This is a genomic window from Streptomyces sp. MZ04, assembly GCF_004684775.1.
Taxonomy (GTDB): domain Bacteria; phylum Actinomycetota; class Actinomycetes; order Streptomycetales; family Streptomycetaceae; genus Streptomyces.
The window spans coordinates 1-14688 of sequence record NZ_SRIC01000216.1; the positions used below are offsets into that span (position 1 = coordinate 1).

Sequence of the window (14688 nt, forward strand, 5' to 3'; positions counted from 1 at the left end):
GCCTGGGGAGGGGCCGTGGGTGCCGAGAGGGCCGTCGGCGCGGCGACGGCGAGTAGCCCTGCTGCCGCCAACGCGGCGACGGTGGTGCGTCTCAGGGCGCGGGGCAGGACGGGTCTGGAAAGTCTGGAGAGGTTCATGTGGGGCTCCGAATTCCGAACAGCAGAGGGACGGAACGTACTGACGCCCTGCGACGCGGATGCCGCAGGGCGTTGGAGCTGTACTGGAGTGCAGGGGGTGCGAAGTGCGTTGCCTGATGGTGGGGGTGGGGTGACGCGCCGTCAAGGGAGGAAATCGGTCAGAATTCGGTCAGTGGGGTTCGGTTATCGGACGTCGCCTTGAGGTCCTGAGCCCTTGGGCACCGGTCGAGCGGTATGCCGGGCCCAGGTCCGCAGCTTCACGTCAGGGTCCTCCAGGAGCCCGGCCGCCGCCCGCCGCGCCGCGACCCCGCCGTGCGCGCCGAGCAGCCGGAACGCCGCCACGCGGGTGTGCCGGGGCCACTGGGGCCCGGTGCGTTCCAGGAGCCAGTCGGCGGGGAGTTGCTTCGCCGAGGGCAGCAGGGCCACGGCTGTCTCGCGTACGACAGCGGGGGCGGGGTCGTCGAGCAGCGGGCGCAGCCGTCGCGCGTCCGCGAGGTCCAGGGTGCGCAGTCCGGCCACGGCCTGCGCCCGCACCCTGTCCGCCGGGTGTTCGAGGAGCCGCCACAGCGTCGCGCCGTCCCCGCGGTCCGAGCACTCGGCGAGGCCGATGACCGCGCCGGGCGCGAGGGCGGGATCGTCCGGCGTCGCGCACCGCTCCCGGTACCAGGCCGTCGGGCTGCCTCCGTACTGTCGTACGACGTACCGGGCGCAGGCACGCACCACCGCGGAACGGTCGCCGAGGAACGGCTCGGCACGCTCCGGCTGACCCGCCCGGCGCAGCGCGGTGACACCGGCCGACCGGACACGCGGGGCACGCGCGGTCAGCAGCGGTCCGAGCAGGTCTTCGACGTCAACTTCCGTCTCCCGCATGGTCGTCAGCGCCGCTGTCGCGCACAGGTCCTGGACCACGGCGTCCTCGTCGCGCGCCGCCGCGCGGGCCAGCTCGGCGGGGCTCAGGCGCCGGTGCTCGACGGCAAGGCGGTAGGCGAATCGCCGGGTGCCGCGGTCGGGGTGGCCGAAGAGAGCGGCGAGTCGCTCGAGGTCCGCCTCGCGCAGCGCGTCCTCGAGCAGCTCGACGCCGAAGCCGCCCCGGTCGCGGTGGCCGAGTCGCAGGATCAGCGGGGCGAGGTCGGTGGCCGTTTGCGGGGTCAGCGCCTTGCGCAGGAGCTTGCGGGCGCGCTCGCGCACGGGGGCGGCCCAGTCGGCGCAGCGGACCGCGATCAGCGGCAGGAGGTCGGGGTGCCGCCCCGACTGACGTATCGCAGCCTGGCGGATCCTGCCGTCGCGGTGGCAGAGGGCGAGCGCGAGGCCGGACTCGCCGAGCCGTGTCAGGCGGGAGGGCAGCGGGGCCGCACGCTCCCAGTCCGGCAGGGGCACCCCCTGATACCAGGACACCTCCCGCACTCCCGCGTCCAGCGAGAGCCAGCCACCGGGGTCGTCGAGGGCCACCACGTTCCGCAGCGGCGCCCCCTCCGCGAGCCGCACCGCCGCCGCCGAGCCGTCCAGGCCGTCCTCGGTGTCCTTGATGCTCTCGATGTCCTTACGCATGACCGTGAGTATGAGCGGTGGGGCGCCGCTCGATGGGCGCAGGGGCGGACAGATGTGTCCGTTTGGGCAGCAGGAGCGGGGTGGCCAGCAGGAGGACGCCGGAGAAAGTGATCGCGGCGAGCGGGGTGGTGAGTGTGGCGAGGATGCCCCAGATCACCATCAGGGCGGCTTGGAGGAGTTTGCCGATGGCGCTCCACGTACTGAGGATCTGGGCGGTGAGTTCCGCGGGCGTCCGTTGCAGGCGTGTCGTCGCGTAGATCGGATTGAAGATGCCCATGCAGGTGATCAGCAGGCCCTCGACGACGATCACGGTGAGGAGTCCGGGGACGCCGGGACGGACGAACGCGAGACCGAGCGGGAAGAGCGATCGCAGCCAGCCGGAGACGATCATCATCCGGTGCCGGCCGTAGCGGGTCACGAGGCGTGCGGAGAGGCGGGCGCCCACGAAGCCGCCGAGTGCCGGGATGCCGAAGGCGAGACCGTACTGCCAGGCAGGGAAGTGGTACTGGCCGAGCAGGAGGACGGACAGGAGCGGGGCGGTGGCCATGATCAGGCCGCCGACCAGGATCTGGTTGAGGAACAGGCGCCTCAGCGCGTGATCGCGGAAGATGAAACGCAGGCCGCCGAGAAGGTCGGCTCCGCGCAGTCTGGTGGCCCGGTCGCGGGGTGCCGCGACGTCGCCTCCGCGGATGCGCAGGACCCCGAGCGCGGACAGCAGGTAGCTGAGGGCGTCGGCCATGACCGTGATGACCGGGCCGAGCAACCCGATGAGCGCGCCGCCGAGGGGCGGGCCCGCCGCGGTCGCCACCCAGCTCGTACCCTCGAATCTCCCGTTGGCCACGAGGAGTTGATCGCTGGGGACGAGATGCTTCAGATACGCGCCGGACGCGGCGGTGAAGGCGATGTTCGCGGTGCCTGAGACGACCGAGACGACCAGTAGCTGGCCGTACGAGAGCAGGTCGAGGACGTACGCGATCGGGACGCTCGCCATCGCGGCGAACCGGATCAGGTCCATCGCGATCATCACCGGACGCTTGGCCCGGTACTCGATCCACGGCCCGAGCGAGAAGGCGACCACCGCCGCGACGGCGAGCCCGGCCGCCTCCAGGACCGACACGGCGAAGGCCGGGGCGTGCAGCACGCGGACCGCGATCAGCGGGAAGGCGCCGAAGGCGATCCATGTGCCGTACGTACTGACGGCGTAGGCCGACCAGAGCCAACCGAAATCGCTCCCCAACCTCACGCGCATGCGACTCCCTCGTGACAACCGACGACAACCGACGACAACTTGACGACAACCGATGTTTGGGTCTCACCATCACATCGGCAGCACTGTCGCCCGATCTAGCAGTGGGATCAAACAACCGACTCCGCGTGAGCCACAACCATCGGTTGGGCACGTCTAGGCTGGATCCATGGATACCGAGGCAGTGCGATCGTTCGTCCGTGCGGCCGAGCTCGGCCAGCTGCAACACGCGGCCGACGAGCTCGGCGTGACGCAGCAGGCCGTGTCGAAGCGGATCGCGACCCTCGAGCGCGAACTGGACGTCCGGCTGTTCACCCGCACCGCCCGAGGGGTCGAGCTGACACTCGACGGCCAGGCCTTCCTCCCGCACGCCCGGAACATCGTCACGGGCGTCGATCGCGCCGTCACCGCGATCAGACCGGGCTCGCGGGCCCTTCGGATCGACGTTCTCGGCCTGCGATCCGCGCAGGCCGTCATCCTGCACGACTACTGGCGCTCGCATCCCGAAACCGACCTCGACGTGGTGACCCTCAAGGTCAACGACCCGCGTGTGGCGGTCGCCGCCGTCCAGGCAGGCGATGTCGACGCCTCGTTCCGCTCGGTCACCGTCCCGGCCACCCTGCCGCGCGAGGTGCAGATCATCCACGCGTTCGACTCCCCGCTGGAACTCCTCGTCGGCCCGAGGCACCCGCTCGCCTCCGCACGCACCCTGACCCCGTCCCAGCTGCGCCGGCACCGGATCTGGGTGCCCGGTATCGCGCCGCGCAGCGAATGGGCGGAGTTCTACGACCAGCTCGCCACCGGCTTCGACCTCCGCATCGACGCCGCGGGCCCGCACTTCGGCGACGAGGTACTCCTCGACGTCCTCGCGGACTCCGCGGACGTGGCGACCCTCGTCGGCTCGCGCGACCGGTACATCTGGCCGACCAACCACGATCTGCGCCGCATCCCGATCGTGAATCCGACGCTCGCCTACCCGCTCTCGCTCATCTTCCCCCGAGACAATCCACACCCGGGACTCCGGGCGATCATCAACCACTTCGCGAGCCTCGCCCCGGTCCCCGAGACGGTCTGGCGCCCGTCCTGGGCGACGGCACCGGGCAGCGGCGACGCGTGAAGCAGACGCTTGCTTCGGTCGAACCCGGTACGCCGTCCCCAATGATCGGCACAATGTGAAGGTGCCGAACTTCACTGAGCTCGAGTTAGCCGACGGTACCGCCATCCGCTTCGAGGTGTTCCCCGCGCAGGCGCGGCCGCCGGTGCCCGGATCGGAGCCGGACGGTGATCTGCCCGACGGGATGGGGCACAGCGTTCCGGTGGCGCGCGGCGGGGACGCGGTGGCCGCGTTCGCCGTCGAGGCACTGCGCACGACCCTGCGCCCGCTGGGGCCGCTGCTCCGCGAGGTGCACGACGCGGTGATGGACTCCGAACGGCCCCCGCAGGAAGCGCAGGTGACGTTCGGCGTGCAGGTCGGGCAGGACCTCAAGCTCGGCATCGTCGGCGGCAGCGGGCAGGCCCACCTCACCGTCTCGGCGACGTGGCAGCGGCCCTCGCAAGCGGGCTGACGGATGGGCTGGTTCCTGACCGAGGCGCGCTCCCCCTCGGCCGACCCCCGGCACTGCGTCGCCTCGGTGCTGCGCACCCGCGACGTCAAGACCGCGGGAGCCGGGGTGCTGCTGACCCCGGCCCGGCTGCTGACCTGCGCCCATGTCGTCAATGACGCCCTGGGGCGGAATCCGTTCGACACCCGGCACCCCGGCCGCGAGACCGTGCACGTGACGCTTCGCGGTCCTTCCGCCTCCGTCAACTACGAGACCAGGGTGGCCTATTGGATCCCGCCGCGCCGTCGTGACGGTACGGCCGAGGTGCGCGAGAAGGACGATCACGAGTGGCTCGGCGACCTCGCGGTGCTGCGCCTCGACTCGGTGCCCCACGAGTCCGTCCCGTCGCCGATGTGGCAGCCCATGGCGCCGGGGCAGTCGCTGCGGGCCTGGCACGGCAGCGGAATGAGCAGTTCCTTCGCCGACGTACGGGTCAAGACGTGTGACGAGTCGATCGGGTACGTCGACGGGGAGCCCACCGGCATGGCCATCGGCCCCGCCTTCAGCGGCGGCCCGCTCTGGTCGGTCACCGACAACGCCGCCGTCGGCCTGGTGGTCGCGCACATCATGCCGCCCGACCATCCCGGAACCGGCACCGATACCGGCATGGCCCGGCCGTTCAGCTCCCAGTACGTCTCGCGCCGCAGCTGGGGCATTCCCTGGCAGCGCATCGAGGCCGAGCTGCGCGGTGCCGGCGCGGGGGAGCTCCTCGAGAGCCCCGAGGCCGATCCGGACGACCCCGCGCTGCCGGTGCTCACCGAACTCATCGAGGGCATCATGCCCTCTCCCGTGCTGCGCGGGGACCATGCGCGGGCCGTCGCGCGCCGGTGCGGACACGGTCACCCGGGTGGCGAATCGGCCCCCACGCCCGCGGAGTTCGCCCGGCTCCTGGTCACCGATCCGCGTGCGCTCGCCGCGCTGACCGAGGTGCTGCGGCGCCCGGAGCCCGCGGCTGTCCGCCCGCTCCTTGACGCCGGCCAGTTCTCCCCGGTGCCGCGCCTGCTCTCGCCCGACGAGCACCGCAAGCTCCACCAGACGCTGAAGTCGGTCCCCGCGGCGACGCTGGCCCGGCTGCCGGAAGCGGTGCGGGCCGCGCTGCCGCTGGCCGCCGCCTTCCCCGGCGATGACTCGCCCGACGGCTACCTCGATCATCTCGAGCGGCTCGGCGGCGACAGCCGCACGGAGGGGGAAGGACCGCGGGTGCCGGCACTGCTGCGGGTGATGGAGTACATGGCGGCCCTGTGCCTGCCCGCGCAGTGCGCACGGCTGCGGCTGTGGTCGGACGGGGTCGCCAAGCGGCTCGGCATCCCGCGCTCGGCCCTCGCCGAGCGCCGCTCCGACGCGGTGGACTGGGCCAGGACACAAGCCGAACAGGACGCGCCACTGAGGGTGTTGGTGCAGGTGAGTCGCAGCGGCGAGGACCGCTACCGGCTGCGCGTCTGGTGCGACGAGGGCGCGGGCCCCCGCCAGGTGTCGACGGACGGCGAGGTCACCTTCAGCGCCGCGAAGGCCGCACGGGAGCTCCTTCGGGTCCTCGAATCGCTGCACCAGGCATCCCCGAGCGACCGAAGACCGCTCGTCGAGGCGCTGGTCGACCGGGCGGGGCTGAATCTCCCCATAGACGAGTGGGAGAGCTTCGGGCCCGACGACCTGGTGCCGGGCGTGCTCGGCGCGGAGTACCCCCTGGTCGTCAACTGCCCGGAACTCCTGCGCCGCAACGAGCGTTTCCTTCCTGACTGGCGCCGCCGGTGGCGTCAGCTCGACACGGGCATCTCCCTGCTGTTCGCCGACGAGGCGCTGGGGCTGCGCGAGATCTACGGCACGCTGATGGACCGCGTGGACGCCGTGCGGGTGGCCGTGGACGTGCCACCGCGGCTGCGCGACGAGGTCGTACAGGTGTGTCTGGCGGTCGGCGTCCCGGTCGTGGTGTGGGACCGGGGCCTCGGGCGCGAGTCCCATGCCGTGGAGCGGATGAGCGGTGTGACCACCCGTGAACTTCCCGAAGGCGTGCGGTCCTACCGCGCCAAGACCGTGCACCAGCCCCGCGCCTTCCCCGGACGCCCGGTCCTCGCCTGGGCCGACCCCGACCGCACGGTTCCGCAACTGCATCTGTCCGAGCCGCAGGAGGGCATATGAGCACGGCCACGAACGGCAGCCGGGAGGGGACATGAGCACGGCATCGAACGGCAGCCGGGAGGGGACATGAGCACGGCATCGAACGGCAGCCGGGAGGGGACATGAGCACGGCATCGAACGGCAGCTGGCGGATCTTCCGCGGCGACGGTCTCGCACGCCCCGTCACCATGCCGCCCGCCCCGCCCTGGCGCCGCTTCATTCCGCAGGACGGCACCACCGCACCGCTGCCCTATCTGATCGCCCAGGAGCATGCCGACGTGGTCAACGCGGCCCTGCATCTGCGCAGGCCGCTCCTCGTCACCGGGCCCGCGGGCACCGGCAAGTCCTCGCTCGCGCGGGCCGTCGCCCATGAGCTGAGCCTCGGCGAGCTGCTGCGCTGGCCGGTCAACAGCCGCTCCAGCGTGCAGGACGCGCTCTATCAGTACGACGCGATCGGACGCCTCCGGGAGACCACCCTCAGCCGCGACCGCGGTGACACCGAGCCCTCCATCGGCACCTTCATCCGTCTCGGTCCCCTCGGTACGGCCCTGGCTCCGGCCGGCACGCCTCGCGCGCTGCTCGTCGACGAGATGGACAAGGGCGACGTGGATCTGCCCAACGATCTGCTGACCGTCTTCGAGGAGGGCGTCTTCGAGATACCCGAACTGGCGCGGCTGCCGGAGGAGATGGCGACGGTCGACGTGCTGACGGCCGACCATCGCGGCACGGTCGCCGTGGCACAGGGCCGGGTGCAGTGCGTCGAGTTCCCCGTCGTCGTCATCACCAGCAACGGGGAGCGGGACTTCCCGCCCGCCTTCCTGCGCCGCTGCATCCGGCTCGATCTGCCGGTGCCGGACGAGGACCGGCTGCGGGCCATCGTCTCGGCACACCTCGGGGACGGCGCGCTCCTGGAGGTCGACGACCTGCTGCAGGCGTTCCTGCGCCGCCGGGCGCCCGGCGAACTCGCCACGGACCAGCTGCTCAACGCGGTGTTCCTGAGGGCAGGGGGAGTGGACCTGGACGCCGAAGGCCTCCTTGACGCCGTGCTCCACCAGCTGACCGGAAGCCTCTGACCGTGGACCGCCGGGACGACAGCCTGGGCACCGCCCTGCGGATCCTCAAGGCGGCGGGGCAGGACCTCGACGCGCAGGAGGTCCTCGATGTGCTGTGGCTGGCCAAGCGCCTGGCAGTCAGTCCCGAAGAGCTGCCCCTGGCACGGGCGGGCCGCCACGGGCAAGGGCGTACGGATCTGTCCGCCGTCGAGCCCGCCCCGCCCGGCGAGGACGACGGCGACGCCCCCGAACCCGGCACGCCCGACGCCGATCTGCCCGATCTCACCACGCCGGAACTGCACGCCGCGTCCCTGCCCCCGCTCATCCCCGACCGCCCGGTGCCCCTGCCCCCGGACGACGAGCAGCCGGCCCTTCCGCTGCGCGTTCCCGAGGACAAGGCGCTCCGCCAGGAACTGCTCATCGGACGTGCGCTGCGCCCGCTGAAGCGGAAACGGCCCAGCAGATGGCGTCAGGAACTGGACGAGGCGGCGACCGCGGCTGCCCTTGCCGAGACGAGGCTGCCCGATGTGGTCATGCGCCCGGCGCGCGAACGCTGGCTGCACCTGGCGCTCGTCGTCGACGGCGGCCTGTCGATGCTGCTGTGGCACCGGCTCGCCGCCGACCTGCGCACGGCGCTGCAACGCCTGGCCGCCTTCCGCTCCATCCGCGTCCTCGGTCTCGACACCCGCGGCTCCGACGCCCCGGTGCTGCACGGGCGGCCCTTCGAGACCGACGCCTCCACCATGTCGCCGACCGTGCTGCTCGACCCGACGGGGCAGACACTGGTCCTGGTCGTCAGCGACGGCCTGGGCAGCGCCTGGCGGCGCGGCACCATGCACGACGTCCTCCTCGAGTGGGCCACCAGCGGCCCGGTGGCGGTCCTGCACACCCTGCCGCCCGCGCTCTGGGACGGTTCCGGGATCCAGGCCGACCGCTGGCAGGCCACCACCCGCAGACCGGGCGGCGCCAACACGTCGTGGGAGATCACCGACCGCGTACTGCCCGCGGGTGTCGCCGACTTCTCCGGCGTACCGATCCCCGTACTCGAACCGGCTGCGGATTCGCTGCGGGACTGGTCGCTGCTGCTCACCTCGCCGGGCACCACCGTCGAACTGCCGCTCCTGGCCCGGCCCCAGCGGCACGCACCGATCGCTCCGGGGCGCGAGGTCCGCGGCATCCAGCACTTCCGTGACGCGGCTTCCCCGGAGGCGTACCGCCTTGCCGCGCATCTGGCCGCCGTCTCCCCGCTCTCCGTGCCGGTCATGCGGCTCGTGCAGTCCGCCGTCCCCTGGCGGGCCCCGGTCGCGCAGTTGGCGGAGGTCTTCCTCGGCGGCCTCATGCACCCGTTCCCGGCCCCCGTGCCCGGACCGCTGCCCGCCAAGCACCGCATCTTCGACTTCACCGAGGAGAGCAAGACGGCGCTGCTCGACGCGGTGCCCAGCTCCGAACTCATGCGCACCGGCCGCGCGATCGGCCGCCGGCTGGAGCAACTGGCGGGCCGCTCACCCGACTTCCCCGTCTGGCTCACCCACCCGGAGGGGGCGGACACCGTGCCCGCCGCCTTCCATTCGTTCACCGCGGTCGAGCGCAGGCTCCTCGCGCGGTTCGGCGTGGCGATGCAGCCTCGCGTCCCCGCCTTCGAGGCATCGGACAGGCCGCGCGCGCAGCCGTGGTCGCCCTTGACGCCGCAGGATCCCCAACGCCTGGGCAGCTACCAGCTGTTGGGCCGCCGCTCGGGCACCCGCACCCTCGTCTACCTCGGCAGGGACAACGACGGTGGTGAGGCCGCGCTGCGGGTGGCCCGGCCCGAACTGCCCGTGGCCACCGAACAGTTGCTGATCACCGAGGCCGAGGCGCTGCGCCGGATGAACGGACGGTACGCCCCTGAACTCCTCGCCTCCGGTCTCGACGGCCGTCCCACGTGGCTCGCCATGCGGCTGCTCTCGGCGCCCGGGAACACGGACCGGCAGCCGCCCCGGCTCGATGAACTCCTCGCGTACGAAACCCCGGAGGGCACCGCCGCGTTCGACATCCTCACCAGCCTGCTGCTCGCCTGGCATCTGGCCAGCGCGCTGAGCATCTGCCATCTCAACGGCCTTGTGCCGGCCGGTCTCTCTCCCGACTCGGTGATCGTCCTTGAGCGGTCCGTGGTGCTCGTCGGCCTGTCGGACTGTGTCGTGGACGGTGAGTACTCCGGTGCGGGGGCGGCGCCGACACGCGAGGACAACATCAGGTCGCTCGGCGAACTGCTGCGGTTGATCAGCAGCAAACGGCAGGCCTCGGTGCCCGGCCTGCCGGACGGCATGCACCTCTGGCAGGGAACCACCTGGGAGCCCCTGCGTGACATGGTCAAGCAGTGCCTGGACCCGGATCCGCGGCGGCGGCCGACCGCGGGGTCGGTCGCCGACCAGCTGGCCCGCTACGTCGCGATCGCCCAGGCCATGCGAGGCGACCCGAAGCCCTCCGGACAGGCTCCGGCCTCTCCCGGCCGACCGGCCGAGCGCCCGCTCCTGGTGGCACGGCCGGGGGAGAGCGGAACCCCGGCCACTTCCCGTATCGGCCGCCGCAGTCTCCGCATCGACCTGGGCCTGGGCGGCGCCCGCGCCGCGCACGAGCGCCGTCTCGAGCTGGTCCGGCGCCCGCTGACGTACAACAGACGCATCACCGTGGTCGGCGCCCACCCGAGCTGCGGCCGGTCGACCACCACCTTCATGCTGGGCTCGCTGTTCGCGGCGGTGCGCGGGGAGCCGGTCCTCGCCATGGACGGCGCACCGGTAAGCGGCGACCTGAACGACTATCTGGTCCAGCAGAACGCCGCGACTCCGCGCGACCTCACGCGGCTGCCGCTGGACGCCGGATACGCGGACATCCGCCGGCTGACCAGCCTCGCTCCCACGGGCCTCGAGATCCTCGCGCACCGTGCCAGTTACGCCACCCGCAGCCCGGCCTACGCGGAGGAGTACCGCCGCATCCTCACGATGACGGCCCGCCACTATCCCGTGACGCTGACGGACTGGGCGGCGAACCCCACCCGGGACCCCGCGCTCGACGTGGCCCTGGACACGGCCGACCGCCTGATCATCTGCTGCACGACCTCGGCCTACTCCGTGGCCGCCGCCACCCAGCTCCTCGCCGACCTGCGCGAGCGCGGCCGGGAGGAGCTGGCGAGCCGGACCGTGATCGTCGCGTCCCGCCTCGGCGGCATCGACAAGCCCGTCCAGGACTCCGAGATCGAGGACCGTTTCGCCGCCGACTGCGCGGGCACCGTACTCGTCCCGTTCGACCTGCACCTGTCCGAACACCGGGCGAAGGAACTCGGGCGCCTCAGGGCACGTACGGCGGAGGCGTTCCTGGATCTGGCGGCGCGGGTGGTCGGCGACCCGGAGGAGGCGGGGTCTTAGACCGTGTCCTACATGGTCATTTTGAGGAGTCGTTTGTAGCAGCAGAGGGCGGCTGCGAGGCCGAGAAAGCCCAGGTAGTTGGCGGGATGGCGTTCGTAGCGGGGGCTGAGGCGGCGGTAGCCGGTCAGCCACGACATGGTCCGCTCAATCACCCACCTGCGACGGCCCAATCGCTCACTGGAGTCGATGCCCTTGCGGGCAATACGGACGCCGATGCGCTTACCCCAGAGCCAACGCCGCAGGTGAGGGACGTCGTACGCCTTGTCCGCGTGGAGTCGTTGGGGCTTGGAATCGGCCGCATGGGCTTCGTGTCCCATGTGGAAATGGGAGACCATCGGCTTCAGCGCGAGGCTGTCGTGAGTGTTGGCCGCGGAGAGGCCGACCCGTAGGGGCAGTCCGTCCGCGTCCGACAGGACGTGCATCTTAGAACCGGGCTTACCCCGGTCCACGGGGCTCGGACCTGCAAGTTCGCCCCCCTTTTGGCCCGGACATGGGCGGAATCGAGTACGGCTCGCGAAAGGTCAACGAGGCCCTGCTCGTCCAGGAGTTGCAGTACCTTCTGGTGCAGCCGGCCCCACACGCCGGCCCGCGACCAGATGACGAACCGGCGGTGCACGGTCGACTTCGACGCCCCGAAGCACGGTGGCAGAGCCCGCCAGGCACACCCGCTCACCAACACATAGATGACCGCGGCGAACACCGCCTCATCATCGATGTTCGCGACTCCACCGCCCTGCGGACGCACGCGAGCCGGCGGCAACAACGGCCGCGCAATCTCCCACAGCCCATCCGGAACGATCCATCCCCACCGCCTACTCCCCATGCCCAGCACAACAGCCAACTGACCATGTAGGACACGGTCTTAGTCCTCATCCGCTTCCGGCGTCTCCGGCCGCAGCAGCGGATGCTTCACCCCGGGGAACACCCGGGCCCGGACGACCGGCTCCGCGGACGCGCCCTGGATCACCGTTTCGGCGATGCCCCAGGGGCGGCCGCGCAGCACGACGGGGATGGTGTACGAGGACGCGCAGCCCATGCAGTCGTAGCGGTCCGCCCAGGTCTCGACCTCGGTGCGGCTGCCGGGGAAGCGGGCCACGTGGCGGTGGCGGGCGTGGCAGTGGTCGCACTTCTCGCCCGGCTCGCACGTGCCGCCGCAGGGGCACGGGACGTCCAGCGTGTCCGCGGGGCGCCAGCGCTGAATGCGGACGGCCTCGGCCGTGGCGCCCATGTCCTTCATCGACTTCAGGTTGCGGGCGGCCACGTTGTACGACTCGCCGGTCGCCGTCATCCGGTCCCGGATCACGTCCTTGCGCCCGCGGTTCGTCGTCATCTTCTCGGTCCTCCTGGGGTTCACGCAGCCCACCAGGAGGCCCATGAGATCGGTCCCTCTACGGTACCTGCCCGCAGGGGCCTCTCCCTCTTCGTCGCTCGATGCTCCGTTACTCGATGACGAGCTCGACCTCGATGTTGCCGCGGGTCGCCTTGGAGTACGGGCAGTACGCGTGCGTCGCCTCGACCAGCTGGTGACCCGTCTCGCCCGCCAGCGCGTCCGGCAGCTCCACGCGCATCACGACCGCGAGGCCGAAGCCCGCGTCGTCCTTGCCGATGGAGACCTCGGCGGTCACCGAGACGTCCTTGGTGTCGACCTTCATCTCGCGGCCGACCGCGCCCATCGCACTGGCGAAGCAGGCCGCGTACCCGGCGGCGAACAGCTGCTCGGGGTTGGTGCCCTGCCCGTTGCCGCCGAGGGCCGGGGGCATCGCGAGCGCGAGGTCGATCTGGCCGTCGGTGCTGACGGCGCGGCCCTCGCGGCCGTTGGCGGTGGCGACGGCGGTGTACAGCGCGTTCATGGGTGTCCTCTTCCGGCTGTCGTGGTCATGCGAGCTGTCGTGGTCGTGCGAGCTGTCGTGGTCGTGCGAAAGGAAAGCTCTCGGAGCGGCGATTGGCTCGTTCGCTCCGCCATAAGAGTTGCACGTCATTTAGTTGTGTGCAACTTAATGGCCTGTGGCAGGTACCCTGGACCCATGACACCCCCGCCCGCCACCGACGCGTCCCTGCCCGGCGTCCCCGACGCCGAGCTGCTCCGCCTCGACCACCAGGTCTGCTTCTCGCTGCACGCCGCGTCGCGCGCCTTCGGCGGTGTCTACCGCGACGCCCTCAAGGACCTGGGCCTCACCTACCCCCAGTACCTGGTGATGCTGGTCCTCTGGGAGCACGGGCCGCAGCCCGTCAAGGCGATCGGCGAGCGGCTGCGGCTCGACTCGGGGACGCTCTCGCCGCTGCTCAAGCGGCTGGAGTCCGCGGGGCTCGTGCGGCGTGAGCGCAGTGCCGAGGACGAGCGGTCCGTGACGGTGCGGCTGACCGAGTCCGGCGTGGAGCTGCGCGAGCGCGCGCTGCCCGTGCCGCGGCGGATCCTCGCCTCCACCGGTCTGGGCCTGGAGGAGATCCTCGCCCTGCAGGGGCTGCTCGGCCGCCTCACGGGCGCTCTGGACGAGGCGCACTGAGGAGGCGGCCGCCGGTTCGTTCAGGACCGGGGCTCAGCCCTTCAGCTCCCGCAGGTACTTTCCGAACTTCTCCAGGCCGTCGATGTCGCGCGGCCCGCTGATGCCCTCGTTGTAGTCGAGCACGAAGAAGTTGTTCTTCTTCACGGCCGGGAGCTCCTTGGTGTGCGGGGACTTCTTCAGGAAGTCGATCTTCTTCTTGGCGGGCATGTCGCCGTAGTCGAAGATGATGACGACCTCGGGCTCCGCCTTGGTGACGGCCTCCCAGTTCACCTGGGTCCACCGCTCGTCCAGGCCGTCGAAGATGTTCCTGCCGCCCGCGCTCTTGATGATGTCGTTCGGCGGGACCTGGCTGCCGGCCGTGAAGGGCTGGTCCGTGCCGGAGTCGTAGAGGAAGACCGGGACCCGGTCGCCCTTCGGGGCCTTGGACTCCACCGCGGTGACGCGCTTCTTGAGCCCGGCCACGACCTCGTCCGCCTTCTTCTCGACCTTGAAGATCTTTCCGAGGCGCTCCAGGTCCGAGTACAGGGCCTTGAAGGGCGTCACCTTCTGCGGGTACTTCGGGTAGTTGAAGCAGCTCTCCGTGTGCATGAAGCTCTGGATGCCGAGCTTGTCCAGGATCGCGGGCGTGATGCCCCGCTGGTCGCTGAAGCCCGAGTTCCAGCCCGCCACGACGAAGTCGGACTTGGCCTCCACGACGAGCTCCTTGTTGAGCAGGTCGTCGCTGAGCATCTTCACCTTGGCGTACTCCGACGCCCAAGGGGACTCGCTCACCGGCGGGTTGGCCGGCGGCATCACGTATCCGTGGACGTGCTTCGTCAGGCCGAGGCTGAACAGCTTGTCCGCGCTGCCGCCTTCGTAGGCCACGGCGCGCTTGGGGGTCGTGTACTCCACGGGCTCACCGCATCGCTCGACGGTGACCTTCTTGGACGCCGACGCTCCCGACGTCTTGGAGTCCGAATCGACCTCGGCTCCGCAGGCGCTGAGCAGCAGGGTGGCTGTCAGCGCGGATCCGAGTGCGGCGCGCTGCCGGGTACTTCTGCGCATGGGTGTGGTGCCTTTCAGGGATGGAGAGGGGGTAATGGGG

At 71.2% G+C, this 14688-nt stretch carries 12 protein-coding genes; 6 read left to right on the plus strand and 6 right to left on the minus strand.

Translation table 11 applies throughout. The features are described from left to right. Positions 1–320 precede the first annotated feature (320 nt). The gene (locus E2651_RS31820; protein WP_135334719.1) at positions 321–1685 is read right to left on the minus strand and encodes a hypothetical protein; all 1365 of its coding nucleotides are present in this window, start codon (positions 1683–1685) and stop codon (positions 321–323) included. Then, positions 1678–2934 (minus strand): MFS transporter, encoded by a 1257-nt coding sequence (locus E2651_RS31825; RefSeq protein WP_135334720.1) that lies wholly within the window; start codon positions 2932–2934, stop codon positions 1678–1680. Before E2651_RS31825 ends, E2651_RS31820 begins: the two co-directional genes overlap by 8 nt. A 166-nt stretch (positions 2935–3100) precedes the next feature. On the opposite strand from E2651_RS31825, the gene E2651_RS31830 reads away from it, so the two are divergent. From E2651_RS31830 to E2651_RS31850, 5 genes are all read left to right on the plus strand, one after another. Then, positions 3101–4048 (plus strand): LysR family transcriptional regulator, encoded by a 948-nt coding sequence (locus tag E2651_RS31830; protein WP_135334721.1) that lies wholly within the window; start codon positions 3101–3103, stop codon positions 4046–4048. Between the two features lie 61 nt (positions 4049–4109). Continuing rightward, positions 4110–4496 (plus strand): CU044_2847 family protein, encoded by a 387-nt coding sequence (locus tag E2651_RS31835; protein ID WP_135334722.1) that lies wholly within the window; start codon positions 4110–4112, stop codon positions 4494–4496. 3 nt (positions 4497–4499) lie between these two features. Further along, the gene (locus E2651_RS31840) at positions 4500–6668 is read left to right on the plus strand and encodes a trypsin-like peptidase domain-containing protein (protein WP_135334723.1); all 2169 of its coding nucleotides are present in this window, start codon (positions 4500–4502) and stop codon (positions 6666–6668) included. A gap of 101 nt (positions 6669–6769) precedes the next feature. Beyond that, positions 6770–7720: a MoxR family ATPase gene (locus E2651_RS31845; RefSeq protein ID WP_135334724.1), complete on the plus strand. Its 951-nt coding sequence runs from the start codon at positions 6770–6772 to the stop codon at positions 7718–7720. A gap of 2 nt (positions 7721–7722) precedes the next feature. Then, positions 7723–11100: an SAV_2336 N-terminal domain-related protein gene (locus E2651_RS31850; RefSeq protein ID WP_135334725.1), complete on the plus strand. Its 3378-nt coding sequence runs from the start codon at positions 7723–7725 to the stop codon at positions 11098–11100. Positions 11101–11108: 8 nt separating this feature from the next. Here the strand turns inward: E2651_RS31850 and E2651_RS31855 are convergent. The 3 genes from E2651_RS31855 to E2651_RS31865 form a co-directional block, all read right to left on the minus strand. Continuing rightward, positions 11109–11923 (minus strand): IS5 family transposase gene (locus E2651_RS31855; RefSeq protein WP_135334730.1). Its coding sequence is split into 2 segments (ribosomal slippage): positions 11109–11581 and positions 11581–11923, totalling 816 coding nucleotides; the frame shifts between segments, so codons are not numbered across the junction. Between the two features lie 39 nt (positions 11924–11962). Further along, positions 11963–12430 carry a hypothetical protein gene (locus tag E2651_RS31860; protein ID WP_135334726.1) on the minus strand — a complete coding sequence of 156 codons (468 nt, stop codon included), beginning with the start codon at positions 12428–12430 and terminating at the stop codon, positions 11963–11965. Positions 12431–12539: 109 nt separating this feature from the next. Further along, positions 12540–12950 carry an organic hydroperoxide resistance protein gene (locus tag E2651_RS31865; protein WP_135334727.1) on the minus strand — a complete coding sequence of 137 codons (411 nt, stop codon included), beginning with the start codon at positions 12948–12950 and terminating at the stop codon, positions 12540–12542. Between the two features lie 174 nt (positions 12951–13124). Here E2651_RS31865 and E2651_RS31870 point away from each other — a divergent pair, with 174 nt between their 5' ends. After that, positions 13125–13604: a MarR family transcriptional regulator gene (locus tag E2651_RS31870; protein ID WP_135334728.1), complete on the plus strand. Its 480-nt coding sequence runs from the start codon at positions 13125–13127 to the stop codon at positions 13602–13604. A gap of 33 nt (positions 13605–13637) precedes the next feature. On the opposite strand, the gene E2651_RS31875 is transcribed toward E2651_RS31870, so the two are convergent. Further along, positions 13638–14648: an ABC transporter substrate-binding protein gene (locus tag E2651_RS31875; RefSeq protein ID WP_135334729.1), complete on the minus strand. Its 1011-nt coding sequence runs from the start codon at positions 14646–14648 to the stop codon at positions 13638–13640. Positions 14649–14688: the final 40 nt, after the last annotated feature.

Bases quoted from the DNA above. Each gene is read 5' to 3' on its own strand.
- E2651_RS31860 (WP_135334726.1), bottom strand. From the start codon at position 12,430: ATGACGACGAACCGCGGGCGCAAGGACGTGATCCGGGACCGGATGACG.
- E2651_RS31845 (WP_135334724.1), top strand. From the start codon at position 6,770: ATGAGCACGGCATCGAACGGCAGCTGGCGGATCTTCCGCGGCGACGGT.
- E2651_RS31865 (WP_135334727.1), bottom strand. From the start codon at position 12,950: ATGAACGCGCTGTACACCGCCGTCGCCACCGCCAACGGCCGCGAGGGC.
- E2651_RS31825 (WP_135334720.1), bottom strand. From the start codon at position 2,934: ATGCGCGTGAGGTTGGGGAGCGATTTCGGTTGGCTCTGGTCGGCCTAC.
- E2651_RS31875 (WP_135334729.1), bottom strand. From the start codon at position 14,648: ATGCGCAGAAGTACCCGGCAGCGCGCCGCACTCGGATCCGCGCTGACA.
- E2651_RS31840 (WP_135334723.1), top strand. From the start codon at position 4,500: ATGGGCTGGTTCCTGACCGAGGCGCGCTCCCCCTCGGCCGACCCCCGG.
- E2651_RS31870 (WP_135334728.1), top strand. From the start codon at position 13,125: ATGACACCCCCGCCCGCCACCGACGCGTCCCTGCCCGGCGTCCCCGAC.
- E2651_RS31820 (WP_135334719.1), bottom strand. From the start codon at position 1,685: ATGCGTAAGGACATCGAGAGCATCAAGGACACCGAGGACGGCCTGGAC.
- E2651_RS31830 (WP_135334721.1), top strand. From the start codon at position 3,101: ATGGATACCGAGGCAGTGCGATCGTTCGTCCGTGCGGCCGAGCTCGGC.